24 protein-coding genes and 2 pseudogenes are annotated in these 22,785 nt (G+C 74.3%); 10 read left to right on the top strand and 16 right to left on the bottom strand.

Annotated features, from left to right (window positions below; genetic code table 11):
* Positions 1–171: 171 nt before the first annotated feature.
* Positions 172–540: a low affinity iron permease family protein gene (locus tag OG618_RS03405; RefSeq protein ID WP_329485636.1), complete on the bottom strand. Its 369-nt coding sequence runs from the start codon at positions 538–540 to the stop codon at positions 172–174.
* A 363-nt stretch (positions 541–903) separates the two neighbouring features.
* On the opposite strand from OG618_RS03405, the gene OG618_RS03410 reads away from it, so the two are divergent.
* Complete coding sequence (locus tag OG618_RS03410) at positions 904–1,569, top strand: HAD family hydrolase (RefSeq protein WP_329485637.1); 666 nt, start codon at positions 904–906, stop codon at positions 1,567–1,569.
* 39 nt (positions 1,570–1,608) lie between these two features.
* Here OG618_RS03410 and OG618_RS03415 read toward each other — a convergent pair whose 3' ends face one another.
* From OG618_RS03415 to OG618_RS03440, 6 genes and pseudogenes are all read right to left on the bottom strand, one after another.
* The gene (locus OG618_RS03415) at positions 1,609–2,565 is read right to left on the bottom strand and encodes a TIGR03557 family F420-dependent LLM class oxidoreductase (RefSeq protein ID WP_329485638.1); all 957 of its coding nucleotides are present in this window, start codon (positions 2,563–2,565) and stop codon (positions 1,609–1,611) included.
* A 278-nt stretch (positions 2,566–2,843) separates the two neighbouring features.
* A pseudogene (locus OG618_RS03420) lies at positions 2,844–3,302 on the bottom strand (SRPBCC family protein); the annotation flags it as partial.
* Between the two features lie 120 nt (positions 3,303–3,422).
* Positions 3,423–3,716, bottom strand: a complete 294-nt coding sequence (locus OG618_RS03425) for a WhiB family transcriptional regulator (protein WP_329485639.1) — start codon at positions 3,714–3,716, stop codon at positions 3,423–3,425.
* A 161-nt stretch (positions 3,717–3,877) separates the two neighbouring features.
* Positions 3,878–4,753: a ribonuclease BN gene (locus OG618_RS03430; protein WP_329485640.1), complete on the bottom strand. Its 876-nt coding sequence runs from the start codon at positions 4,751–4,753 to the stop codon at positions 3,878–3,880.
* Positions 4,754–4,829: 76 nt separating this feature from the next.
* Positions 4,830–5,021 (bottom strand): hypothetical protein, encoded by a 192-nt coding sequence (locus OG618_RS03435; protein WP_329485641.1) that lies wholly within the window; start codon positions 5,019–5,021, stop codon positions 4,830–4,832.
* Positions 5,022–5,327: 306 nt separating this feature from the next.
* A complete protein-coding gene (locus OG618_RS03440; RefSeq protein ID WP_329485642.1) occupies positions 5,328–7,115 on the bottom strand; it encodes a thiamine pyrophosphate-requiring protein in 1,788 nt (595 codons plus the stop codon).
* Positions 7,116–7,456: 341 nt separating this feature from the next.
* Between OG618_RS03440 and OG618_RS03445 the strand changes: the two genes are divergently transcribed.
* The 4 genes from OG618_RS03445 (at position 7,457) to OG618_RS03460 (ending at position 13,320) form a co-directional block, all read left to right on the top strand.
* A complete protein-coding gene (locus tag OG618_RS03445; protein WP_329485643.1) occupies positions 7,457–7,966 on the top strand; it encodes a DUF6328 family protein in 510 nt (169 codons plus the stop codon).
* A 132-nt stretch (positions 7,967–8,098) separates the two neighbouring features.
* A complete protein-coding gene (locus tag OG618_RS03450) occupies positions 8,099–10,303 on the top strand; it encodes a catalase (RefSeq protein ID WP_329485644.1) in 2,205 nt (734 codons plus the stop codon).
* Between the two features lie 165 nt (positions 10,304–10,468).
* Complete coding sequence (locus tag OG618_RS03455) at positions 10,469–11,986, top strand: MFS transporter (RefSeq protein ID WP_329485645.1); 1,518 nt, start codon at positions 10,469–10,471, stop codon at positions 11,984–11,986.
* A gap of 335 nt (positions 11,987–12,321) precedes the next feature.
* On the top strand, positions 12,322–13,320 hold the full coding sequence (locus OG618_RS03460; RefSeq protein WP_329485646.1) for an ArsR/SmtB family transcription factor: 999 nt from the start codon (positions 12,322–12,324) through the stop codon (positions 13,318–13,320).
* A gap of 151 nt (positions 13,321–13,471) precedes the next feature.
* Here the strand turns inward: OG618_RS03460 and OG618_RS03465 are convergent, their stop codons facing one another.
* A complete protein-coding gene (locus tag OG618_RS03465; RefSeq protein WP_329485647.1) occupies positions 13,472–13,972 on the bottom strand; it encodes an ATP-binding protein in 501 nt (166 codons plus the stop codon).
* A 588-nt stretch (positions 13,973–14,560) separates the two neighbouring features.
* On the opposite strand from OG618_RS03465, the gene OG618_RS03470 reads away from it, so the two are divergent.
* Positions 14,561–14,746: a CsbD family protein gene (locus OG618_RS03470; RefSeq protein WP_329485648.1), complete on the top strand. Its 186-nt coding sequence runs from the start codon at positions 14,561–14,563 to the stop codon at positions 14,744–14,746.
* Positions 14,747–14,873: 127 nt separating this feature from the next.
* On the top strand, positions 14,874–16,037 hold the full coding sequence (locus tag OG618_RS03475) for an AI-2E family transporter (protein ID WP_329485649.1): 1,164 nt from the start codon (positions 14,874–14,876) through the stop codon (positions 16,035–16,037).
* Between the two features lie 49 nt (positions 16,038–16,086).
* On the opposite strand, the pseudogene OG618_RS03480 reads toward OG618_RS03475, so the two are convergent.
* The 3 genes and pseudogenes from OG618_RS03480 to OG618_RS03490 form a co-directional block, all read right to left on the bottom strand.
* A pseudogene (locus tag OG618_RS03480) lies at positions 16,087–16,323 on the bottom strand (MmyB family transcriptional regulator); the annotation flags it as partial.
* A gap of 55 nt (positions 16,324–16,378) precedes the next feature.
* Complete coding sequence (locus OG618_RS03485) at positions 16,379–17,269, bottom strand: S41 family peptidase (protein ID WP_329485650.1); 891 nt, start codon at positions 17,267–17,269, stop codon at positions 16,379–16,381.
* Positions 17,270–17,408: 139 nt separating this feature from the next.
* Positions 17,409–18,260: a LysR family transcriptional regulator gene (locus OG618_RS03490; RefSeq protein ID WP_329485651.1), complete on the bottom strand. Its 852-nt coding sequence runs from the start codon at positions 18,258–18,260 to the stop codon at positions 17,409–17,411.
* Positions 18,261–18,340: 80 nt separating this feature from the next.
* On the opposite strand from OG618_RS03490, the gene OG618_RS03495 reads away from it, so the two are divergent.
* The gene (locus OG618_RS03495) at positions 18,341–18,835 is read left to right on the top strand and encodes a cupin domain-containing protein (RefSeq protein ID WP_329485652.1); all 495 of its coding nucleotides are present in this window, start codon (positions 18,341–18,343) and stop codon (positions 18,833–18,835) included.
* Between the two features lie 72 nt (positions 18,836–18,907).
* Complete coding sequence (locus OG618_RS03500) at positions 18,908–19,270, top strand: DoxX family protein (RefSeq protein WP_329485653.1); 363 nt, start codon at positions 18,908–18,910, stop codon at positions 19,268–19,270.
* A gap of 46 nt (positions 19,271–19,316) precedes the next feature.
* Here OG618_RS03500 and OG618_RS03505 read toward each other — a convergent pair whose 3' ends face one another.
* The gene (locus tag OG618_RS03505) at positions 19,317–19,853 is read right to left on the bottom strand and encodes a hypothetical protein (RefSeq protein ID WP_329485654.1); all 537 of its coding nucleotides are present in this window, start codon (positions 19,851–19,853) and stop codon (positions 19,317–19,319) included.
* 334 nt (positions 19,854–20,187) lie between these two features.
* Between OG618_RS03505 and OG618_RS03510 the strand changes: the two genes are divergently transcribed.
* Positions 20,188–20,586: a hypothetical protein gene (locus tag OG618_RS03510; protein WP_329485655.1), complete on the top strand. Its 399-nt coding sequence runs from the start codon at positions 20,188–20,190 to the stop codon at positions 20,584–20,586.
* A 138-nt stretch (positions 20,587–20,724) separates the two neighbouring features.
* Here the strand turns inward: OG618_RS03510 and OG618_RS03515 are convergent, their stop codons facing one another.
* The 4 genes from OG618_RS03515 to OG618_RS03530 form a co-directional block, all read right to left on the bottom strand.
* Positions 20,725–21,036: a TfoX/Sxy family protein gene (locus OG618_RS03515; RefSeq protein ID WP_329485656.1), complete on the bottom strand. Its 312-nt coding sequence runs from the start codon at positions 21,034–21,036 to the stop codon at positions 20,725–20,727.
* Positions 21,033–21,380: a nuclear transport factor 2 family protein gene (locus OG618_RS03520; RefSeq protein ID WP_329485657.1), complete on the bottom strand. Its 348-nt coding sequence runs from the start codon at positions 21,378–21,380 to the stop codon at positions 21,033–21,035. Before OG618_RS03520 ends, OG618_RS03515 begins: the two co-directional genes overlap by 4 nt.
* Positions 21,377–21,973, bottom strand: a complete 597-nt coding sequence (locus OG618_RS03525) for a TetR/AcrR family transcriptional regulator (protein ID WP_329485659.1) — start codon at positions 21,971–21,973, stop codon at positions 21,377–21,379. The genes OG618_RS03520 and OG618_RS03525 overlap by 4 nt, the downstream gene beginning before the upstream one ends.
* Positions 21,974–22,140: 167 nt before the next feature.
* On the bottom strand, positions 22,141–22,614 hold the full coding sequence (locus OG618_RS03530; protein WP_329485660.1) for a hypothetical protein: 474 nt from the start codon (positions 22,612–22,614) through the stop codon (positions 22,141–22,143).
* Positions 22,615–22,785 lie beyond the last annotated feature (171 nt).

Genomic DNA, 22,785 nt, shown 5'->3' on the forward strand with positions numbered 1-22,785 from the left:
TGACCTCCAGGGGCGAGGGTCTGTCGGGTCGGCGCTCGCGTGCCTCGCGACCGCGTCGCGGGCGCCCGGGCCGAACGGCGGTACTCCTCCCATGGTGCCCCTCGCTGCGGGGCTCCGCCCGGCGGGCGGGCCGGGCCGGGGGCGCGGTGGCCGCCCGGACCGGGCGGGGGTTCAGAGCCGCTCCTCCATCCGAATGGCCTCGCGGAGCGCCAGGTGGGCCTCGCCCTCGTGGCCCTCGTTCTGTTCGAGCAGGGCGGCGGCGATCGCGTCGAGCTTGCGCTGGATGGCGTGTTCGGCGCGGCGCTCGGCGTTCTTGAGCAGCGCCAGCAGGAGCAGGGTGATCGCGGTCATGGTGTCGCCGACGAGGATCTGCCACTCCGTCGACAGTCCGGCCGCGTGGACCGCGACGAAGGCGGCCACCAGCAGGACGCAGAACACGGAGAACGCCGGGGAGCTGGTGAGGTTGGAGGCGGCCTCGGCGAGCCGCTCGAACCGCCCGCGTGCACCGTCGCTCCGGGCGGCGGGGTGTGAGAGGGTCATGCCCCTCTGCCTATCACCCGCCGTGCGCGGACACGGGCGACGGCACGCGGGCCCACCCGTCGCCCGGCCACCGTCCCGGGCTCACCGAAGCGGGCGGGCGGGACGGCTCGGGCCGAGGGACGCGCCGGGGGACGCCACGAGCGCCGCGGCGCCGTGCCCCGCGCGCCCGTCCCGGACGCAGGCGCGCCCGATTCCGGCACTCGCGCCGGTCACCACCACGACCCGTTCGGTGCGCCTCGATGCAGTCATGACCGTCGCCTGTCCGGCGCCGCGCAGGTCAAACGCGCCCGGCCCGGTCGCGTTCGGCCCGGGGCCGCCGTAGCGTCGGCGGCGGAGCGAACCGTGACGGACAGGAGGCGCCCGATGGCACCGACAGCGCTGTTCGACGTCGATGGCACCCTCCTCGACACGAACTACCTGCACACCCTCGCCTGGGCCGAGGCGCTGGCGCAGTACGGGCACACCCCGGCGATGGCGCGCATCCACGCGTCGATCGGCATGGGGGGCGACCAGCTGCTCGACCACGTCCTCGGCCGGGACCGGGACCGGTCCGGGGACGGTGACCTGAGCGCGGCCCACCAGGCGCTCTACGCCCGCTTCTGGCCCGTGCTGCGGCCCTTCGACGGGGCGGCCGCGCTGTTGCGCGCGGTCGCCGCCCGGGGGTGGACGGTGGTGCTGGCGAGTTCGGCCTCCGGGCGGGACCTCGCGGTGATGCGCGAAGTCCTCGACGCGGACGACGTGGTGGCCGCCGTCACCGGTGCGGACGACGTCGACGCGAGCAAGCCCGCCCCCGACCTCGTCCGGGCGGCGCTCGACAAGGCCGGCGCGCGGCCCGAGGAGGCGGTCTTCGTCGGGGACACCCCGTGGGACGTGCAGGCCGCGGCGACCGCCGAGGTGCCGTGCGTCGCCGTCCTGTCCGGCGGCTGGAGCGAACGGGACCTGCGGGCCGCCGGAGCGCTGGAGGTCCATGAGGACGTGGCGGCGCTGCTGGCGGGGCTGGCGGACAGCGCGCTCGGCCGGGGGCGCTGACGGACCGGTCCGTCAGCGCCCCCGGCGCGGTGCGGGCTGTCAGCGCGGGAGGGCCGGCAGGACCTCGCGGCGGTAGTGGTCGAAGAAGGCCTCGTTGTCGGGGCCGATCTGGCCGACGTAGACCTCGTCGAAGCCCGCGTCGACGTAGGACCGCAGCGTCGCGACGTGCTCGTCCACATCGTTGCCGCAGGTCACCGCCTCGGCCACCATCTCGGGGGTGACCAGTTCGCTGGCCTGCTCGAAGTGGGCCGGGGTGGGGAGGAGTTGGGCGAGCTCGCCCGGCAGCAGTTCGGTCGGCCAGAGCCGGTGCACCAGGTCGACGGCCTTGTCCCGGTCGTCGTTCCAGCAGACCTTCACGCCGCCGATCACCGGCTTGCCGGCGCCGCCGTCCGCACGGAACGCGCCGACCAGGTCGCGGTCGGGGGTCATGGTGACGAAGCCGTCCCCGATCCGGCCCGCGAGGGCGGCGGCGTTCGGCCCGAAGCCGGAGACGTAGACCGGCGGTGCCTCGGCGGGGACGGTGTAGAGGCGGGCGTTGTCGACGGTGTAGTGCCGGCCGCGGTGGGACACCTGCTCGCCGGTGAACAGCTTGCGCATCACCTCCAGGGCCTCCTCCAGCATCTCGGCCCGTTCGTCGAACGAGGGCCAACGATCCCCGTGCACGTGCTCGTTGAGCGCCTCGCCGGTACCGACACCCAGCGTGAAGCGCCCGCCCAGCAGGACGGCGGAGGTGGCGGCGGCCTGCGCCGTGACCGCCGGGTGCAGGCGGACCGTCGGACACGTCACGAGGGTGGTGACCGGCAGGTCGACGGTCTGCGAGAGGGCGCCGATCACCGACCAGACGAACGGACTGCTGCCCTGGGCGTCGTTCCACGGGTGGAAGTGGTCGGAGACGGCCAGCCGGGTGAAGCCGGCCTCGGCCGCGAGCCGGGCCTGGTCGAGCAGTTGGGCCGGGGTGAACTCCTCGCAGGAGAGGAAGTAGCCGTACTCGGTCATGGGTCTACCTGTCCTTCCGGGTGACGGTGGCGGCACGGACCGGCGATGCCCGGGCCCCGGCGCCGTGGTTCGGGGCGCCGTGGTTCGGGGCGCCGGGGCCCGGGCATCGGGGCGGGTCAGCCGTGTCGCATGTCGTCCGGGTCCGCCGGCAGGGGCGGTGCGCCCTCACCGGTCATCCGCGCCTGGGGCCGCTCGCGCGGCGGCGCGTCGCCGAGTGCCGTGGGCCCGCCGGAGCCCTGACCTCCGGTGCCCTGACCGCCGGTGCCCTGGCCGCCGGTGCCCTCGGGGGAGAGCCGGCCGCGCCAGCCTCCGCTCTCGCGGCCCTGTTCCTCGATGAAGCCCTTGAACCGCTTCAGATCGCCCTTGACCTGCCGGTCCAGGACACCGAGCAGGTCACCGGCCTTCTCGGCCATGCCCTTCGGGTGGAAGTCCATGGCCAGGCTCACCCGGGTGTGGGAGTCGTCGAGGCGCTGGAAGGTCACGACTCCCATCTGCTGGACGTCACCGCCGACGGTGCGCCAGGAGATCCGCTCGTCGGGGAGTTGGTCGACGATCTCGGTGTCGAATTCGCGGCGCGCACCCGCGACCTTCGTCGTCCAGTGCGAGTGCCGGTCGTCGGTCTGGCGGACCTCCTCCACGCCCTCCATGAAACGCGGGAAGTCCTCGAACTGCGTCCACTGGTTGTAGGCGCTGTGCAGCGGGACGTCCACGTCGATGGACTCCTTCACCTTGCTCACAACGGTCTCCTTCCGAATCGACAGGATCGGGCATTCCGTACACCGGCGCGCCTGCCCCGATCGCGGGCGCTCAATCAGGAGGTCACCCGGGCGGTCCCGGGGCCGGCTCCGGCGTGCCGGTCACGCGGCCTGCGGGGAGCGGACGGGGCCGAGCAGGTCGGCGCGCTCCGTCTCCGACAGACCGCCCCAGACACCGTACGGCTCACGCACCTCCAAGGCGTGCCGGAGGCACTCTTCGCGAACGGGGCAGCCCCGGCATATCCGCTTCGCCTGCTCCTCCCGGTCGTCGTGTGCCTGGCCGCGTTCACCGAACGGGTGGAAGAACAACGCGGTGTCGACGGAGCGGCACGCGGCGGCGAGCTGCCAGTTCCAACGGTGGTCGAAGGCGCCGGGCAGGCGCGAGATGTTGGTCAAGGGGTTCTCACCTCGGCTGGACGTGACCGGGAAGGGTCGGGAGTACGGGTGGCGAGGGGCCGGGCCGCCGGACGGCCTCGGCTGTGCGGGCGTGTGCCCGCTCCCGCCGATCCCACGCGTTCCGGGGCGCCCCGGAACGGTCGCCGGTCGGCGCTCACCCGTCAGCGGTCCGCCGGCACGGCGCCGTCGGACGCCAGGCTCGCCCGCCTCCTCATGATCGCGTGGCCGGCGAGCGCCCCGCCGTAGATGGTGTAGCCCACGCCGATCAGCCAGGACTGCACCACCAGGACCGCGCCGACCGTCCCGTACGAGACCGCGTTGGAGACCAGCAGCGGGGCGAGGACCAGCCGGGAGAAGTACCGCAGCCCGGTCAGGGCGGCCATGGTGGCCAGCGCGCCGGGGAGCAGCCACAGCCAGGGGACGCGTGCGCCGAGCAGCAGGCGCTGCAGCCACCAGAACAGCAGGACGCCGCCGAGCACGGTGGCGGCCAGGCGCAGCGCGGGCTGGGCCGCGCTGCCCTGCCACGGGCTGCCGCTCCAGGCGGCGATGAGGATGTAGGCGGTCAGTCCGGCCAAGCCGAGGGCCTGGCGCCAGACGGCGTGCCAGGGGCCGCGTTCGAGCTGCCAGATGCGCTCGTAGACGGTCTGGACGGAGGCCATCAGGGAGATGCCGAAGACCGTCAGGGCGGCGAGGCCGAAGCCGGTGGTGGTGCTGAGGATCTGGCCGCGGGAGGCGAACAGGCCGCGGGTGGCCTGCGCGCCGCGGCCGGTCAGGCCCAGGCCGTCGGTGATCCACTGGCTGATTCCACTGTTCCGGGTGGGCGGGGCTGCGGCGATCACGATCAGCAGCGGCACCAGCGTGACGAAGAACAGCGCGGCGAAGGCCATCGAGCGCTGCAGGAGTTCCACCGAGCGGCCCTGCTTCCAGACCTCCAGGGCGACCGAGGCGGCGCTGCGGCGCCCGGGCGCCACGGTCGCGCCCGCTGTGCCCGCCGTGCCCGGGGTCGCGTCCCGGTCCCGGTCCCGGTCCTCAGCCATGGTGGCCTCCACGCCGTCGTCCCCGTCCTCGCGCCTACCACGCGCAGGCTGTCGCAGACAGGGACGGCCGGCGCAATCAGCGGGTGGGCCCGGCCCAGATCCCGGCGTCGGGCTCGGTGTGGCGGTGGGCGATGGCGTCGGCGGCGATCCGGGCGGCCTGGACGCCGTCGGTGTCCAGCCGGCCGTGGCGGGCGGCGGCGGCGAGGAGGAGCAGGCACTCGCCGAGGGCGTCGAGCTGGAACTGCCGGTTGACGTGGTTGCCCGCCACGTCGAAGCCGCCCGGGTAGCCCGGCAGGTCCAGGGTGCGCCGGTCCGGGATGGCGGTGCCGGTGGTGGTGTACGCGGGGGCGAGGTCGTAGCCGTACTCCCCCGCGGCAACGTCGGCGGTGAGGGCGTCGCGGACCAGGACCAGCCCGGACAGGTCGTCCCAGGTAGATCTCGGCGGCCGTCACCAGGGCGCCGCCCGACATCAGCAGCGACAGGGACCGCTCGAAGCGGCCGTGGCGTACGTCGTCCACCGCGCGGGGCACGAGCCCGGGCAGCTGCCGTGCAGCCGGGGCCTTGGTCATCGCGCTCACTCCTTGCCGCTGCCGGGCAGGAACTCCTGGATCTTCGCCTTGAGGCCCTGCTTGACCATGGACCCGCGGTCGCTGTCGCCCTTGAGGACCGCCGAGGCGGCGGCGGTGATCTGGTCGAGCGAGGCGTGCGGCGGGATCGGCGGCACGGCCGGGTCGGTACGGAAGTCGATGACGTACGGCCGCTCCGAGGCGAGCGCCTGGCGCCACACCGGCTCGACGTCCTCGGGCTTCTCCACCCGGGTGCCGTAGAGGCCCAGCTGGACGGCGAAGTCGGCGTACCGCACGTCCGGCAGGTGCTGGGAGGGCTCGAACTGCGGGGCCCCCTGCATGGCCCGCATCTCCCAGGTGACCTGGTTGAGGTCCTGGTTGTTGAGGACGGCGACGATCAGCCGCGGGTCCGACCACTGCTGGTAGTACTTCGCGACGGTGATCAGTTCGGCGAGGCCGTTCATCTGCATCGCGCCGTCCCCGACGATGGCGATGGCGGGGCGGTCCGGGTGGGCGAACTTCGCCCCGATCAGGTACGGGACCCCGGGGCCCATGGTGGCGAGGGTGCCCGACAGGGACCCGCGCATCGTCCCGCGCATCCGCAGGTGGCGGGCGTACCAGTTGGCGGCGGACCCGGAGTCCGCGGCGATCATGGCGTTCTCCGGCAGCAGGGCGTCGAGGGCGTGCACCACGTGCTCGGGGTTGAGCGGGTCGGCGGAGACGGCGGCGCGCCGCTCCATGACCTCCCACCAGCGGGCGGTGTTCTCCTCGACCGTCTCCCGCCAGGACCGGTCCGTCTTCTGGTCCAGCAGGGGGATGAGGCGCTTGAGGGTCTCCGTCGCGTCGCCCACCACGTTCAGCTCGAACGGGTAGCGCAGGCCCACCATCGACGGGTCGACGTCGATCTGCACGGCCCTGGCCTTGCCGAACTCGGGGAGGAACTGGGTGTACGGGAAGCTGGAGCCGATCACCAGCAGGGTGTCGCAGTCGCGCATCAGCTCGTAGGACGGCCGCGTCCCCAGCAGGCCGATCGAGCCGGTCACGTAGGGCAGCGTGTCCGGCAGCACGTCCTTGCCGAGGAGCGCCTTCGCCACCCCGGCGCCGAGGATCCCGGCGACCTGCTCGACCTCGGCGCGCGCCCGCCGCGCACCCTGGCCGACCAGGACGGCCACCTTCTCGCCGGCGTTGAGGATCTCGGCGCAGCGGGCGAGGTCCGCGTCCGACGGCACCGGCGCGTACCGGCCGACGCCGAGGCTGGAGGGCACCATCTTGAAGGCGTGGGCCGGCGGCTGGTAGTCGAGCTCCTGGACGTCGGCCGGGACGATCACGGCGGTGACGGTGCGGCTGGTGGCGGCGATGCGCATCGCCCGGTCCAGCACGTTGGGCAGTTGTTCGGGGACGGTGACCATCTCGCAGTAGGCGGAGGCGACGTCCTTGTAGAGCGAGAGGAGGTCGACCTCCTGCTGGTAGGAGCCGCCCATCGCGCTGCGGTCGGTCTGGCCCACGATCGCGACGACCGGGACGTGGTCGAGCTTGGCGTCGTAGAGGCCGTTCAGCAGGTGGATCGCGCCCGGGCCGGAGGTCGCGGCGCACACGCCCGTCCGGCCGGAGAACTTGGCGTACCCGACGGCCTCGAAGGCGGCCATCTCCTCGTGCCGCGCCTGCACGAACTGCGGCTTGTCGTCGGCCCTGCCCCAGGCGGCGAGCAGGCCGTTGATGCCGTCACCGGGATAGGCGAAGACGTGCTCGACGTCCCACTGCCGCAAACGTTCGAGGATGTAGTCCGAGACCTTCATCTGTTGGGCTCCGTTCGCAGCTCGACTCGCCGGCGGGGGGACCGGGAGAAACTCCCCGCGCTCTCGTCTGACCCGTCGGGGCCGGCCGAAACCCGGCCGGTGGAGGCCGCGGCCGCGGTGCCCGGACGCAGTCGCTCCTGGCCCGTGAGCGCAGCCCGGCGGGTTTCCGCCGCCCGCCCGGGCCGGGCCGCCGCTCCCGGTGGCGCCCCTGCTTGGCCGTCGCCAGACTGGGCAGACGGGTGCGGCGCCGGTCCCGCCGAGGGCACACCGGCCGCCGATACCCGTTCGCCGCTGCGCCGCCCCGTCGGCGCCCGGCCCAGACCGCCGCAGGGGACCCGCCGATGACCGCAGACCACGACCGACCGGCCCGGGGGCGTGACGAGACTCCGGAAGAGCGTGCCGACCGCCTGTGGAACGAGATGCTGCAGGAGGTGCGGGTCTGCCAGACGGGCGCCCAGATCCTCTTCGGCTTCCTTCTCGCCACCGCCTTCACCCCCCGCTTCGCGACACTGCCGGACTTCGACAAGCACCTCTACGTGGCCACCGTCCTGCTCGGCGCCTTCGCCACCGGCACGCTCATCGCCCCCGTGGCGTTCCACCGCTTCATGTCCGGCCACGGCATGAAGCCCGAGCTCATCCACGTCGCCGGGCGGCTCATCGGCCTCGGCCTGGTGCTGCTCGCCCTCACCATCTCGTCCGCGCTGCTGCTGCTCCTGCGCACCGCCACCGACAGCTCACCGGCGGCCTGGGTGCTCAGCGGCGCGGCGCTGGCGTGGTTCTGCGTCTGCTGGCTCGTCCTCCCCCGTTCGGTGCTGCGCCGTCACGCCCACCGGAGGGACCGGGACCGCTGAGCCTCCGCCGGGCCGGGGCCCGGACGCGCGCCGCCCGGTTTGCGCTCCCGTCCATCGGGCAGCCGCACCGCCGACCCAGGCCGGGCGCCCGGAGAGCGGCGGCCCGGCCCCTTCCAGGACGGAGAGCGTGCCATGACGATCAACCCCGGACCTCCCGAGCACCGCCCTCACGCGCCCCTCGTCTCCGGGACCCCGAATCCGGGGCCGCCGGTGGAGCACGGGCGCGATGCCAAGGACGCCGCGCTGGACGCCGCCCGGGCTCCTGACCCGAACGGAGCGCTGACCACCGACCAGGGCGTGCGGGTCGACGACACCGACAACTCGCTGACGGTCGGCGATCGCGGGCCCACCCTGCTGGAGGACTTCCAGCTGCGGGAGAAGCTCACCCACTTCGACCACGAGCGGATCCCCGAGCGGGTGGTGCACGCCCGCGGGGCGGGCGCCTACGGATTCTTCGAACCCTACGCATCGCTCGCCGAGTTCACCTGCGCCGACTTCCTCCAGGAGGCCGGCCGGCGCACTCCGGTCTTCGTCCGGTTCTCGACCGTCCAGGGCCCGCGCGGCTCCGCCGACACCGTGCGCGACGTCCGCGGCTTCGCCACCAAGTTCTACACCCGCCACGGCAACTACGACCTGGTCGGCAACAACATGCCGGTGTTCTTCATCCAGGACGCCGCCAAGTTCCCCGACTTCGTGCACGCCGTGAAGCCGGAGGCCCCGAACGAGATCCCCACCGGCGCCTCCGCCCACGACACCTTCTGGGACTTCTGTTCGCTCCAGCCCGAGTCCACCCACATGCTCATGTGGGCGATGTCCGACCGGGCCATCCCCCGCAGCTACCGGATGATGCAGGGCTTCGGCGTCCACACCTTCCGCCTGGTGAACGCCGACGGTCGCGGGACGTTCGTGAAGTTCCACTGGCGGCCGCTGCTCGGAACGCACTCCCAGGTCTGGGACGAGGCCCAGCTCACCGCCGGACGCGACCCGGACTTCCACCGCCGCGACCTGTGGGAGGCGATCGCGGACGGCGACTTCCCGGAGTACGAGCTCGGCGTCCAACTGATACCGGAGCAGGACGAGTTCGCGTTCCCCTTCGATCTGCTCGATCCGACGAAGCTGGTGCCGGAGGAGCTCGTGCCGGTCCGGCCGGTCGGGCGGATGGTCCTGAACCGCAATCCGGAGAACTTCTTCGCCGAGACCGAGCAGGTCGCCTTCCACACCGCCAACATCGTCCCCGGTATCGACTTCACCAACGACCCGCTGCTCCAGGGCCGCAACTTCTCCTACCTCGACACCCAGCTCATCCGCCTGGGCGGCCCCAACTTCTCGCAGCTGCCGGTCAACCGGCCGCTGGCCGACGTCCGGGTCAACCACCGCGACGGCCACGGCCAGCAGACCATCCACCCCGGTCACGGCTACTCGCCCAACTCCGTGGGAGGCGGCTGCCCGTTCACCATGGGCGGCGGCCGGCTGCCGGAGGGGGTCTTCCAGCACTACCAGGAGCGGGTCGACGGCCGGACGATCCGGCGCCGCAGCCCCAGCTTCGCCGACCACTACAGCCAGGCCACCCTGTTCTGGCGCAGCATGACCGGCTGGGAGCAGGAACACATCACCGCCGCCTTCGCGTTCGAGCTGGGCAAGGTGGTCGACGAGGAGGTGCGGCGGCGCACCGTCGGCAACCTCGTGCACGTCGACCCCGTCCTGGCCGCGGAGGTCGCCCGGCGGATCGGCGTGCCCGAGCCGGAGCCGGCGGAGCTGGACGCCCCGGCGCAGGAGGACGCCGGCGCGGCCGGGCCGCTGGTCTCCCCCGCGCTGAGCCTGGAGCACCTGCGCGGCTCCGGCATCCGCACCCGCAAGGTCGCCGTGCTGGTCGGCCCCGGCGCGGACGCCGACCAGGTGCGGGCCGCGCACGAGCACCTGGGTGCACTCGGCGCCACGGTGGAGACCCTCGCCGCACACGGCGGCGAACTGCCCGCACGGGACGGCGGCCGCCTCGTGGTGGACCGCCCGCTGCCCACCACCGCGTCCGTCCTCTACGACGCCGTGGTGGTACCGGACGGCACCGGCGTCCTCTACGACGCCGTGATCGTGCCGGGCGGCACCGGACCCGACCTCACCGCCGATCCGGACGCCGTACGGTTCGTCACCGAGGCGCTGCGGCACGGCAAGCCGGTGGCGGTCCTCGGATCGGGCGCCGGGCTCGTCCGCGCGGCCGGGGCCGGCGATCCGACCGACCTGGCCGGGGTCGCCGTCCGCGGCCCCGGGGAGCGGGCCGACGAGGACTTCTGGGACGGCTTCGCCCGCCTGCTGGAGCGGCACCGCTTCCCGGAGCGCTGACCGCCCGGTCATGACGCGCCGTTGGCGGCCCCGTCGAGGGCCGCCAACGGCGCGTCGGGGCCCGGGGGTACGGCCGGGTCCCGGCGGACGCGGGTCGGCCCGTGTGATCGCCGGAGAGCCGGGCAGACGCGGGGGCGTCCCGTTCCGGCGTAGGAGGAGAGTGTCATGGCCGACTCGGTGAAGGCGTCCGCGAAGAGGTCGCAACAGCCACCGCAGACCGGGGACTCGCCCGGGGGCGAGGTCATCGAGACGGACGTGCCGGCCAGACTCGACCGGCTGCCGTGGTCCCGCTGGCACTGGCGGATCGTGATCGGCCTGGGGACCGTCTGGATCCTCGACGGTCTGGAGGTCACGATCGTCGGCAACATGGCGGCCCGGCTCGCCGAGCAGGGCAGCGGCGTCAGCATCTCGACGACCCAGGTGACCACCGTCGCGGCCGCCGTGTACGTGGCGGGTGCGTGCAGCGGCGCCCTGTTCTTCGGCTGGCTGACGGACCGGCTGGGGCGCAAGAAGCTCTTCATGCTCACCCTGGCCGTCTACCTGGTGGCCACCGCCGTCACGGCGTTCTCCTGGAGCGCCTGGTTCTTCTTCCTCTGCCGCTTCTTCACCGGCTTCGGCATCGGCGGCGAGTACGCGGCGATCAACTCCGCGATCGACGAGCTGATCCCGGCCCGGGTGCGCGGCCGGATCGACCTGATCATCAACGGCAGCTTCTGGATCGGCGCGGCGCTCGGCGCCTTCGCCTCGATCGCGCTGTTGAACACCGCGCTGTTCGCCACCGACGTCGGGTGGCGGCTCGCCTTCGCCATCGGCGTGGTGCTGGGCCTGGTGATCCTGCTGGTGCGCCGGCACGTCCCGGAGAGCCCGCGCTGGCTGTTCACCCACGGGCGCGCCGCGGAGGCGGAGGAGGTGGTGGCCGAGGCCGAACGGATCGTGGAGGAGGAGACCGGCCGCGCCCTGCCGCCGGTCGAGGGGGACCCGATCCGCATCCGCGAGCGCGGACCGCTCGGCTTCATCACGATCGCCCGTACGGTGGTGGGCAGTTACCCGCGCCGCACGGTACTGGGCCTCGCGCTCTTCATCGGCCAGGCCTTCCTCTACAACTCGGTGACGTTCGGCTACGCGGTCATCCTCACCAAGTACTTCGAGGTGCCGGAGGGCGACACCGGCTACTACTTCGCGGTGATCGCGGTCGGCAACTTCCTGGGCCCGCTGCTGCTCGGCCACTTCTTCGACTCGGTCGGCCGCAAACCGATGATCGCCGGCACCTACATCGGCTCCGGCCTGCTGCTGTTCGGCACCGCCGCCCTCTTCCAACAGGGCTCGCTGTCCGCGGTCAGCATGACGGCCTGCTGGACGGCGGTGCTCTTCCTGGCCTCCGCCGGGGCGAGTTCGGCCTACCTGACCGTCAGCGAGATCTTCCCGCTGGAGACCCGGGCGATGTGCATCGCCTTCTTCTACGCCGTCGGCACGGCGGTGGGCGGCATCAGCGGGCCGCTGCTGTTCAACGGGCTGGTGAGCAGCGGCAAGGTGTCCGACACGACCCTCGCGTTCTGCATCGGCGCCGCCCTGATGACCGTCGCCGGGCTGGTCGAGGCCGCGATCGGGGTCCGGGCCGAACGGCGCAGCCTGGAGTCGCTGGCCGCGCCGCTCAGCACCGTCGGCGCGGCGAAGAGCACCTAGGGGCGGTTGCGAGGCCGCGGACCCGGCGGGACTTCTCAAACGCCCTCTGCGCCCGGGCGGGCCGTCAGATCACGGCCGGCGCGGGCGCCTTGGCTGCCGTGGCCGCCGTGGCCGCTCCGCCGGGCGACACCGGGCGCTCGGCTCGGCGAACGCCCGGTCGAGGATCGTGCTCCGGCCCCCACTCCCCTCGTGGTGGGGGCCGGAGCGGGCCTCAGTCGCGCCGACGAGAGAGAGCATGCCAATGGGGACGGCCGGACGGCCATGCATTAGCCTCTGAGCCTAATAGTCAACAACGCGGCAGGTCAGGATGGCTGCGGGGAGCCGGAGGAAGGTTCGTGATCGCACTGAGGTTCGGGGTCGCGGACCTCGCGAGGACCCGGTTCGTCATATCCCCGCTCGACCATCTGCTGGCCGGTTCGGCCCGGTTGGGCGTTCACCAGGGCAACGGGTCGCGCAGCGAACGCTGGTGGCGGGACGCCCGCCGCCACGTGCCCCACCGGGCCGTGCGCTTCCTCGAAGTGGTCAACGCGAGCCCGATCGGCATCCCCGACTTCATGGTGGCGGACCTCGACGCCGTCCGCCGCCAGCTGACCGACGAGCTCGACGCGCTCCTCTCCGTCCCGCAGCAGACTGTGGAGGAGGGTGTCGCGATCTTCGGCGACCGCCTGGGACTCCCGGCCGCCCTGGCCCGGTTGCGCGACGACGGCAGCCGGGGCCTGCGCGAGGTCAGCGACGGCGCCTGGGCGCTGTTCCAGGCCTGCCTCGCCCCGGACTGGCCCGACATCCGCCGCGCCCTGGAGGCCGACATCGCCGTCCGGGCCCGCACCGCCGCCCGCTCCGGGATCGGCGAAATGCTCGGCACGCTCCACCCGAAGGCCGTCTGGCGGGACGAAGGGGTGCTGGAGTGCACCCTCGGCGAGCTGGAGGGTTCCTTCGAACTCGGCGGCCGGGGCCTGGAACTGCGGCCCAACTACTTCGTCCAGCGGAGCATCAGCCTGCTGGCCGAGCCGGACCGCCAGAGCCTGCTGCTGCACCCGATCGCCCTTCCGGCCGCCGAGCCCGCGGCCCGGACCCCGGCCGCCGACGGCCTCGCCGCCGTGCTCGGCCCCGCCCGGGCCCGCGTCCTGCGCGCCATCGCCGGCAGCGCCTGCTCCACCACCGAGCTCGCCCAGCGGCTAGGCGTCACCCCGCCCTCCGCCTCCGCCCATGCCACCGCCCTGCGCGCGGCCGGCCTGATCGCCACCCAGCGCGAGGGCAAGCAGGTCCGCCACGCCCTCACCGACGTCGGCCACGACCTCCTCCTCGACAACCCGCCTCCCCCGCCGCAGGCCTGAGCACCGGCCGGTGTCCGCACCAGGTCCCGGCTGGAACCTCCGCGACGCATCCACGCGGCGGTCCCGGCACCCGCCTGCCGCGTGATCGCCTACCGGCGGGTCCGGGTCCGGAGCACGCGGCGCTGCCACGACACAGCCGTCCCCGCCCGGGTCAGCCGCCGCGGACGCGCTGGCCGAGCGGGGACGGCACTTCGAGCCAGACCAGTTTCCCGCGGCCCGCGGGCAGCGAACCCCAGGCCCTAGCGAGCCGGCCCACGATGCGCAGGCCGTGCCCCCCGGGCCGCCCCGGGACGATGGCCGGCCGGACCCGCGGCGGCACCGGGCTGGCGTCCACGACCTCGACCCGCAGCCGCTCGCCGTTCCAGCTCAGCCGCAGCTCCCGGGGGCCGCCCGGGGCGTGCAGACAGGCGTTGGTGACGAGTTCCGAGACCATCAGCAGGACGTCCTCGGTCACCGCACGCTGCTCCTCGTCGTCGGCGGGCAGCCAGTGCCACTCCTCCAGGATCCGGCGGCTGAACTCGCGGCAGCGCCGCACCGCGCCCTCGCCGCCGTCGAGCAGGAGACGCTCGGAGTACTCGGGTACGGGCCCCCGGCCGGGGGGTATCGGAACGCCGGACCGGTCGGGAACGGGGCCACTCGGGGAGCGGTTCATCCCGGCCTCCCCGAGGAGTCGCGGAAGCCCGGGGAGTCGCGGAGGCTTGGGGAGTCGCGGAGGCCCGGGGCGGGCGGCCCGGCGACGATCCGCCCGGTGCCGTCGGCCGTCGTGCGGCCGGCGCCGTCCACCCGGCCGGGACCGGGGGCGGCGTGCCGGACCCGCTCCCCCGCCCCTCGGGTGGGCTGCTCGGCTGGCCTCCGCATGGCTGGCTCCCGGTCGGGTCCGGACGGCGGCGGCCGTCCCGACCATCGTGGCGCGTGGCACGGGCGAGCGCGCGGACGCCGGTCGACGACCGGTCGTCGGGAACCGGCCGAACCGACGCCCCGGGGGCGGCGGGCACCCTTCTCACCTGCGCCTCGGGCATGGTTCGCGCCTGCCCGGCTCCGGCCCGGTCACACCTGCCGGGCGTTGCGACACTCCCCGCCCGCGACGAATCCGGCACCACCGGGCCCGCGACGGACCCTTCGGCACCGGGTTCCGCGACGAACCCGGCACCACCGGGTGTGGAACCGGGCGAACCGGGCAGACGCCGGTCGGGGCGAGCGACGCCCGAGTCCACGAGAGAGCCGGACTCCACGAGAGGGAGTGAGCGACACGATGGGTGCCGACGACAAGCTGCGCAACGCCGGTGAGAAGGTCGAGGGCAAGATCAAGGAGGCCGCCGGCAAGGCGACCGGTGACCGCACCATCGAGGCGAAGGGCCGGGGCGAGCAGGCCAAGAGCGACCTGAAGCAGGCCGTGGAGAAGGTCAAGGACGCCGGGAAGCACTGACCCGGACCCCACCCGGCCCGGCGACCGCCCCCCTGGCGGTCGCCGGGCCCGCCCGGTTCCGGGCGCCTGCTCCGGACCGGAAACCCGACGGACGAGCAGGCCCCCGCAGGAAAGGCGGCCCTCGCGCATGGACACCCGCGGACCGGCCCGGCGGCCCCGGCCGCCCGCAGTCAGGCGGCCTCGGGTCCGCACACCGCCGGCCCGGCCGTCACCGAAGGGCGACGGCGTCCCGCCGGGCCTGCGGAAGGCCGCCGGCTACACCTGGCGGCTGCTGCTGATCGGCGTAGCCGCCTACCTGGTCGTCATGCTGCTGGCCCGCCTCGAACTGCCGGTCGTCGCGGTCTTCCTGGCGCTGGTCATCACCTCCGTGCTGCGGCCCGCCGTCGACCTGCTGGCCCGGGCACTCCCCCGCCCGCTCGCCGTCCTGCTGGCCTTCCTGCTGGCGATCGCCCTGGTCACCGGCGTCCTGACACTGATCGGCACGACCGTCGCCGGCGAGTGGAACAGGCTGAACACCGAGCTGCACGGCGGTCTGGCCCGGCTCGACGACTGGCTCTCCGGTGCCCCCTTCCACCTGCGGCAGGGCGCCGTCACCGACTTCCGGGCGAAACTCGGCGACTTCGTGGACGCCCACCGCTCGACGCTGATCAGTGCCGCCATCAGCAGCGCCGGCCGGGTCGTCGAACTGGTCACCGCGGCCGCCCTCGCGGTGTTCTGCTCCGTGTTCTTCCTGCACTCCGGCGACCGGATGTGGGCCTGGGCGGAGCGCCAGCTGCCCGTCCGCGCCCGGCCCGTGTGGGGCCGGGCGGGCCGCACCGCGTGGCGCACCTTCGCCGGGTACACCCGGGGCGTCCTGATCGTCGCGGCGACCAACGCCGTCCTGGTCGGCATCGCCCTGACCGTGCTGCAGGTGCCGCTGGCACTGCCGCTGGTCGTCCTGGAGTTCGTCGCCGCCCTCATCCCGCTGATCGGCTCCCCGATCGCGCTGGCCGTCGCCGCACTGGTCGCGCTGGCCGCGCGCGGCCCGGTGGTGGCCCTGCTGGTGCTCGGGCTGATCGTGGTGATCGGCCAGATCGAGGGCCATCTGCTGCATCCGCTGGTGCTGGGCTGGTCGGTGCGGATCCATCCGGTGGTGATCGCCCTGTCGGTGACGGGCGGCGCCGTGCTGGGCGGGGTGCTGGGCGCGGTGGTCGCGGTACCGGCGGTGTCGGTGGCCTGGGCGGTGATCAGCGAGCTCCGGACCCCAGGGCCGACGCCTCCGGAACCCGACCACCCGCCACCCCGCCACTGAGGCCCGGCGGCGGCCGCCTGACGGCCGTCGGCCGCGCCCCCGGACCGCGTCAGCCCGCCGGGCTGTCGGCCGGGGCGTCGGCCCAGGAGGCCAGGATGCGCAGCGCGTCGTGGCTCGGCGAGCCGGGTTCGGCGGACCGGACGACGAGCTGCTGGTCGGTGTCGGTGGTGCTGGCGAGGGTGTCCCAGTCGAGGGTGAGGTCGCCGACCACGGGGTGGTGCAGCACCTTCGTGCCGACGCCGCGGAGGGCGACGTGGTGGGCGGCCCACCAGGTGGCGGGGCCGGGCACCCGGGTGCCCGGCCCCGCCACCGGTCGGAGGAGCAGGCCGGGTGGCGGGCGCTTAGCGGGCCGATGCCCGGAAGGCGTCCAGCGCCGCGTCGAGCGCCCGGTCGGCGGGTACGGCGACGTCGGGGACGACCCCGACACCCTCCCAGTTGGTGCCGGTCACCGGGCTGATGGTCCGGGCGGTCGGCACGGTCACCATGATGTGCTCGGTGACCGGGTACCGGGCCGTGGGGTGGGCGCCGCCCCGCGTGGTCTCGCCGATCAGGGTGGCCCGGCCGTGCGCCTGGAGGGTGTAGGCGACGTCCTCGCCCCCGGAGAAGGTGACGGCGCTGGTGAGCACGTACACCGGGCGGTCGAGGTAGCGGGGCGCGGGCAGGTGGGCGGACGTCCAGAACTGCCGCGTCGCCCCGGAGGCGCGGTCGTAGATGTCGTTGAGGTGGACCTGGTCGTCGGGGAAGAAGTAGCTGCACCACATGGCGGCCCCCTCGGGCGCGCCGCCGCGGCACGCGCGGAGGTCCAGGACGAGGGCGCGGCTGCCGGCGGCCAGTTGCAGCGCGGCGCCGACCACGGCCGCGCCGCCCTCGGCGTCCGGTATGAGACGGACGTCGACGTACGCGACGCCGTCGTCCAACTGCTCGACCCGGCGCACGCCCTGGTTCGCGGCCCGGAGCATCGCGAGGAACGCGGCCCGCCCGGCGTCCTCGTCCGCAGGCTCCAGCGACTGGGGCTCGTCCACCCAGAGCAGCCGCAGGTGCTTGTCCGGGCAGACCTCCTGGAGGTCGGCGGTCACCGCCTCGCACAGCGCCGGCCCGTCCAGGCCGTCGTACGCACCGGCCTGGAGCCGACGCCGGATCGCGGCGTCGATGGACTCGGTCTTCTCGGCGAAGACGTACCCGGTGGCGATCCGCCCCAGGGCCTGCTCGATGATCTGTTCGTTGTTAGGCATCGCGGGCGATGCTAGAGCCTGGCCGGGACATGATCAACGGTTTTTCGCCGGTGCGGGACACCGGCCGGGTCCGCCCGACCGCCCGTCGGAGGGCCTCGCCCCGCGCCTCCCGCCCCGGTCCGCCGCCGGGCCCGGCAGGTCAGTCGCGGTAGGCCGCCGTGGCGAGCTGGACGAACGAGCGGATCAGCGGGTTCGCGTCGCCCTCCCGCCAGGCCGCCACCACCCGGCTCGGCGCCATGTCGGCCAGCGGGACCACGGCCAGGTCCCCGGGCGGCCGGTGGCCGAGCGGCGCCATGCCGACGGTGCCGTTCCAGAGCACGGCCTGCAGGCACTCCTGGACGGCGCGCACCACGGGGCCCTCGCGCGGCTCGCCGCCGTTCCAGTACGAGCGCCAGAGGGGGTCGGTGCCGTCCGGGAACTGGAACCAGCGCCGGCCGGCCAGGTCGGCCAGCTCCAGGCGGTCGCGCCGCGCCAGCGGATCGTCGGCGCGCAGCACCGCGCCCACCCGGTCCGCGCGCAGCTCGTGCACCGTCAGGCCGGCGCCGTCGAAGGGGCCGCGGGTCAGCGCGACGTCGACCAGTCCGGCGCGCAGTCCGCAGGTCGGATCGGTCAGGTCGGTCTCGCGGATCCGGATCTCGACCTCCGGGTGCCGCCGGCCGTAGGCGGCGGCCAGCCGCCGCGCTCCCCGGTCGAAGCTGTCGGCGAGGATGCCGACGGTGATGGTCGCGGCGCCCGACGCCGCGGCCACCCGCAGCCGGATCTGCTCGGCCCGGTCGAGCAGCGTCCGCGCCTCGTCCAGGAGCACGGCGCCGGCCGGGGCGAGCGAGACGCCCGCGGCGGAGCGGTACAGCAGCACGGCGCCGAGGTCGGTCTCCAGCTGCTTGATCGCCCGGCTCAGCGGCGGCTGGCTCATGTGCAGTCGGGCGGCGGCCCGGCCGAAATGGAGTTCCTCGGCGACGGCGACGAAGTAGCGCAGCGTGCGTAGCTCCATGGTGCAACGATACCGGCGCGGTATCGGCGGCCCGGAACGGGTCTTGGACGGCCGCCGCGCCCCGGCGGTGGAATCGGGGCATGACGAACGAACCGAGGACCGGCGAACGGCCGGCGGAGCCCGTGGTGTCGGTGGTCGGCCCGGGCGAGGGCGAGACGATCCTCCTGGGCAGTACCCGACTGCGCATCCTGGAGGACGGCAGCACCACCGGGCACCGGCTCGGGATCGCCGAGTCCGTGCTCGCGCCGCACACCCCCGGACCGCCGCAGCACCGTCACTCCCAGCACGACGAGGGTTTCTACGTCGTCTCCGGCACGGTGCGGTTCACCGTCGGGGAGCGGGAGCACGACGCGACGCCGGGCACCCTGGTGATGGTCCCGCCCGGCGCCCCGCACACCTTCGCCAATCCGACCGACCAACCGGCCGTCATGCTCAGCACGTTCACGCCGGACCTCTACGTGCAGTACTTCCGCGACCTCCAGGACATGATGGCCGGCGGCGGGGCGCTGACCCCGCGGGCCCACCTCGGGGTGATGAGCCGCTACGCCACCGAGCCCGCGACCGACCTCACCTGACCGCCGGGCGGGCGCCGGCCGTGACCCCGCGGGCGCCCGCCCCCACCACGCACACACTTCTGGAGGGGAACCGTGAACACCGCCTACTGGGCCGCCGCCGGCCTGCTCGCCCTCTTCTACCTCTACGGGGGCGGGCTGAAGCTGCTCCGGAGCCGGGAGCGGCTCCGCCCGATGATGGCGTGGGTGGACAGCACGCCGATGGCGGCCGTCCGGGCCATCGGGGCGGTCGAGGTGCTCGGCGCGGTCGGGCTGGTCCTGCCCCCGCTGACCGGGGTCGCGCCGTGGCTGGGCCTGGCCGCGGCCGTCGGGTTCGTGCTCCTGCAGACCGCCGCCACCGCCGTGCACCTGCGCCTCGGCGACCGCCGGGTCGCGCTCAACCTCACGCTCCTGGCCGTCGCGGGGGTGACCGCCTGCCTGGCGACGACCTGGCGGTGAGTGCCGGCATGCGCCCGGGCCGTCCGACCCGGCGGACCCGCGGCCGCTACGGCGTGGCCGACGGGCTGCCGGGAGCGGCCGTCCGGCCCGGGCGCATGCCGGCCTTGAGGTCGCTCATCGCCGCCCGCGCCACCTGGTCCACGGGGTCCTTCTCGCCGAAGCCGTAGTCGACCGCGCCGTCCCGGTTGCCCGCCGCGGCGAACAGCCAGCGCGGCCCGTACTTCGTCGCGCCCAGCCAGACCTCGAAGTCCTCCCCCGCGTAGGAGAACCGGACGGCGTCGGTGCCGTTCACCACCACGATCGAGCCGTCCAGGCGGTCGGCGAGTTCGTGCAGCGGTGTACGCCCCGGCACCTGGGTGCTCTCCGACTGGACGGCGAGCACCGAGGACAGCGGCCCGGTGATGACGGGCCCGTCCTGGGTGGTGAACCGGAAGCCGGGCTGCCCCGCGATGTCGATGGACCCGCCCTCCATCGAGCTGCCGAAGGCGAACGGACCGACCGCGAAGGTGCCCGGCTTCACCCCGTGCCAGCCGTCCGACAGCAGCACTGCCACCACCTCGTTCGCATTGACGTGCAGGCCCATGACGGATGTCCCTTCTCGGTGGCGCGCCCGGTTCCGCCCGGCCGCGCCGACGGCCCGGCCAGGTCCTGCACCTGGCCGTCGTTCTCGAACCGCTCGGATCGATCACCTCGATCCTCGGCCACGTGATCCGGCTCTGTCTCGCACATCGGCCGGTGGGCGCCCTCGTGGCGCCCACCGGAGGCCGGGGCGGTCGGGACGGCGTCGTACCGCCGCGTCCGGCGGGCGGGGCAGCGCGGAGACGTCGGGACGGCGCGCTACGGCCTCTGCGCCGCCCGTCCGGACCGGCACCGGGCGCAGTAGGATGGAGGGTTCCCGACCGCGCAGTCCGACGGGGGTGGCGATCGTGCAACACGCCGAACGAGACCTGATGACCCTGGGCGAGACCATCGAGCCGCTCGCCGAGATCGCCCCGGCCTCCGTCGCGACCCGGGCCCGTGCCCTGGTGGCCGCGCACGCCCTGGACGAGGCGGACTGCCGGCTGCTGCTGGAGGCCCTGGGGCTGGCGGCCGAGCCGGCCGGCCCCGGTACGCGGACCTGCGTGCGCTGCGGGCGCGCGTACGAGCACCCCGGCGTCCGGCGGCGGGACAGCTTCTGCTCCGGCCACTGCTACCGGGAGGCCGGCGGAGCCCCGGGCGAAGCCGCGGCCCCTGACCCGCCGTCCGGGACAACCGGGGGCGCCGATGGTGGGGCGCCCCGTACGAACTCTGCCCCGACGACCTCACCGCCGAGCTGAACGGCGCGGCCGACCCGGAGCGGCTCACCGCTCTCCTCAAGCGGTACAGGGCCCTGAACGGTAGTGCCGTGACGGCGGGAGACGGAGAGACCGCCGGCCCCGGTCGGGTGGCGCGGCGGTGTCTTCGAGGCTGTTCGGTCAGGCGAGAGCCGCGCGGGCCAGCGCGCACAGCCCGTCCCGGTCGTCCATCACCTCCGCCGGGACGCTGTAGTACGCCCGCACCACCACCTCGCGGCCGGCCGCGAGGTAGGTGAACGGCATGGACCCCGCCTCCTCGTAGGAGGGGCGGGCCGCGCCGTCGACACGGAGGTAGAGGGTGTCCATCACCATCGCGAACTGGCTGCCGCGGCTGCGCAGTGCCCAGCCGCCGAAGTAGCGGTGGAGGGTGACCTCGCCGAGCGGCGCCAGCTGGTCGGCGACGTGTTCGGCGAGGCTGCGGGAACCGCTCACGCGGGGAGGAAGAACCCGGTGATGTCGGCGAGCCGGCCGTCGCGGTGGAGCGCGGTGCTCACGCCCGCCATGGCGGGCTCGCCCTGCTCGCCGAGCTGGGTCCACCGGGCGAGCGAGCGGTCGTGGTGTTCGAGCACCTCGTCGATGCGGAACCGGTGACCGGGGAAGGCCCCGGCGAACCCGGCCATGTAGCCGGCCAGCCCGGCCAGCCCGGCGACCTCGGTGCCCGGGTCCCGGTAGGCGACGTCCTCGACCGCCACCTCGCCGAGCGCGGCGAGCCGCTCGCCGGCGTCCGCCGACCAGCACGCGGCGTAGTCCATCCAGAGCTGCTGTGAGTCACTCATCGCTGTCCGTCTCTCTCGTAGCCGATCGACGCCATCGCGCCGTCGGTGATCGTGCGCAGTTTGGTGACGGGGGTCGCGGCCCGGACCAGTACCAGCAGGCCCTGGTAGAGCGCCAGCAGCTGGGCCGCCGACACCTCGACGTCGAGGTCCGCGGACAACAGGTCCAGCGCCCGGGCGCGCGTCAGGGCCTCGGCGAAGCCCGACTCGATCGTCTCCAGCCCCCGGTGGACCGCGTCGGCGGCCTGCGGGACGGTGAAGCACTCCACGGCGGTGTTGGTCAGCAGGCACCCCGGGTCGGGATCGGGGCCGGTCTCGAACGTCGAGGTGAAGAACGACCGGATACCCGCCACCGGGTCCGCCGGCTCCAGGAGGTGCTCCCGGACCCGGCCCCGCACCACCTGGTCGTTGTAGGCGTCCAGCGCCGCGCGGAACAGGCCGTCCTTGTTCTCGAACACCCGGTACAGGCTGCCCGGATGCAGCCCGGTCGCCTCCTCGATGTCCCGCACCGAGGCCCCCTGGTAGCCGCGGCGACGGAACAGCCCCATCGCACGGGCCAGGACCTCGCCCCGGTCCCAGAGCTGCTTGCGCCCCACCCGCGACCCCCTTAGTTGAACGATCGCTCACAAAAATAGCACGCCGTCGGCCGGGGCCGTGCCGCCGTCGAGCGCCGGGGCCGGGCCGCCCTCGCCCTCGCCCTCGCCGGAACGGACTCGCCTGCGCTCGCCGAGGTCCAGGAGGTGCTCGCCGCCCGTTCCCCGGTCTAGGCGCCGGTCAGCCGGGACCGGGCGGTGTTGCGGATGCGCCTGGTCCGGCCGCCCTCGGCGAGGACGGCCAGGGCGATCACCGCCGAGGACTCCTCGGCGGTGCGCAGCTGGAGCCAGTCGGAGGCGGCGAGCAGGGCGTCCGCCTCCCACGGTTCGTCCAGCGTCACGGCCCGCAGCAGCGTCCACTCCCGCAGCCGTCGGGCGGCGGAGGCGTCCGCCGCCACCGGGCCGGTCATCTCCAGGCACCAGGCCGGGTAGCCCGGGTCCGTGAGCAGTTCGGCGGCCCGGCGGCCGAGGTACTCGCGGACGGCGTCGCTCGCCGTCGCCGGGTCCGGCCCGGTGAGCACCCGGGTGACAAGGGCGGCCGCGTCCTCCGGGGCGACCTCCGCGAAGGCCCTGCGACAGTCCGCCGACCCTGCGTACCCGGCCGTGTCCCGGTCCTGCCCGCCGCCCGGTGCCGCGTCGCCCATGCTGCTGCCCCTTTCGGACGGCGCCGGACGCACCGGCCCGGCCCCCACGGCGAGCGGGCCCGCCGCGCCCACGACCGTCGCGGACGCCCGCCCCCGTAAGCCTCGACTCGTACGTACCCCCGCCGACCGGGTCGAACCCGCAGGGCGCCCCGCCCTCCGGGCCCGTCAACG

The sequence above is a fragment of the Kitasatospora sp. NBC_01246 genome (assembly GCF_036226505.1).
GTDB lineage: Bacteria > Actinomycetota > Actinomycetes > Streptomycetales > Streptomycetaceae > Kitasatospora.

Coding starts and splice junctions, on each gene's coding strand:
- OG618_RS03410 (WP_329485637.1), top strand. CDS start 904: ATGGCACCGACAGCGCTGTTCGACGTCGATGGCACCCTCCTCGACACG.
- OG618_RS03530 (WP_329485660.1), bottom strand. CDS start 22,614: ATGGGCGACGCGGCACCGGGCGGCGGGCAGGACCGGGACACGGCCGGG.
- OG618_RS03505 (WP_329485654.1), bottom strand. CDS start 19,853: ATGGGCCTGCACGTCAATGCGAACGAGGTGGTGGCAGTGCTGCTGTCG.
- OG618_RS03475 (WP_329485649.1), top strand. CDS start 14,874: ATGGACACCCGCGGACCGGCCCGGCGGCCCCGGCCGCCCGCAGTCAGG.
- OG618_RS03415 (WP_329485638.1), bottom strand. CDS start 2,565: ATGACCGAGTACGGCTACTTCCTCTCCTGCGAGGAGTTCACCCCGGCC.
- OG618_RS03490 (WP_329485651.1), bottom strand. CDS start 18,260: ATGGAGCTACGCACGCTGCGCTACTTCGTCGCCGTCGCCGAGGAACTC.
- OG618_RS03495 (WP_329485652.1), top strand. CDS start 18,341: ATGACGAACGAACCGAGGACCGGCGAACGGCCGGCGGAGCCCGTGGTG.
- OG618_RS03440 (WP_329485642.1), bottom strand. CDS start 7,115: ATGAAGGTCTCGGACTACATCCTCGAACGTTTGCGGCAGTGGGACGTC.
- OG618_RS03445 (WP_329485643.1), top strand. CDS start 7,457: ATGACCGCAGACCACGACCGACCGGCCCGGGGGCGTGACGAGACTCCG.
- OG618_RS03430 (WP_329485640.1), bottom strand. CDS start 4,753: ATGGCTGAGGACCGGGACCGGGACCGGGACGCGACCCCGGGCACGGCG.
- OG618_RS03485 (WP_329485650.1), bottom strand. CDS start 17,269: ATGCCTAACAACGAACAGATCATCGAGCAGGCCCTGGGGCGGATCGCC.
- OG618_RS03455 (WP_329485645.1), top strand. CDS start 10,469: ATGGCCGACTCGGTGAAGGCGTCCGCGAAGAGGTCGCAACAGCCACCG.
- OG618_RS03450 (WP_329485644.1), top strand. CDS start 8,099: ATGACGATCAACCCCGGACCTCCCGAGCACCGCCCTCACGCGCCCCTC.
- OG618_RS03405 (WP_329485636.1), bottom strand. CDS start 540: ATGACCCTCTCACACCCCGCCGCCCGGAGCGACGGTGCACGCGGGCGG.
- OG618_RS03520 (WP_329485657.1), bottom strand. CDS start 21,380: ATGAGTGACTCACAGCAGCTCTGGATGGACTACGCCGCGTGCTGGTCG.
- OG618_RS03465 (WP_329485647.1), bottom strand. CDS start 13,972: ATGAACCGCTCCCCGAGTGGCCCCGTTCCCGACCGGTCCGGCGTTCCG.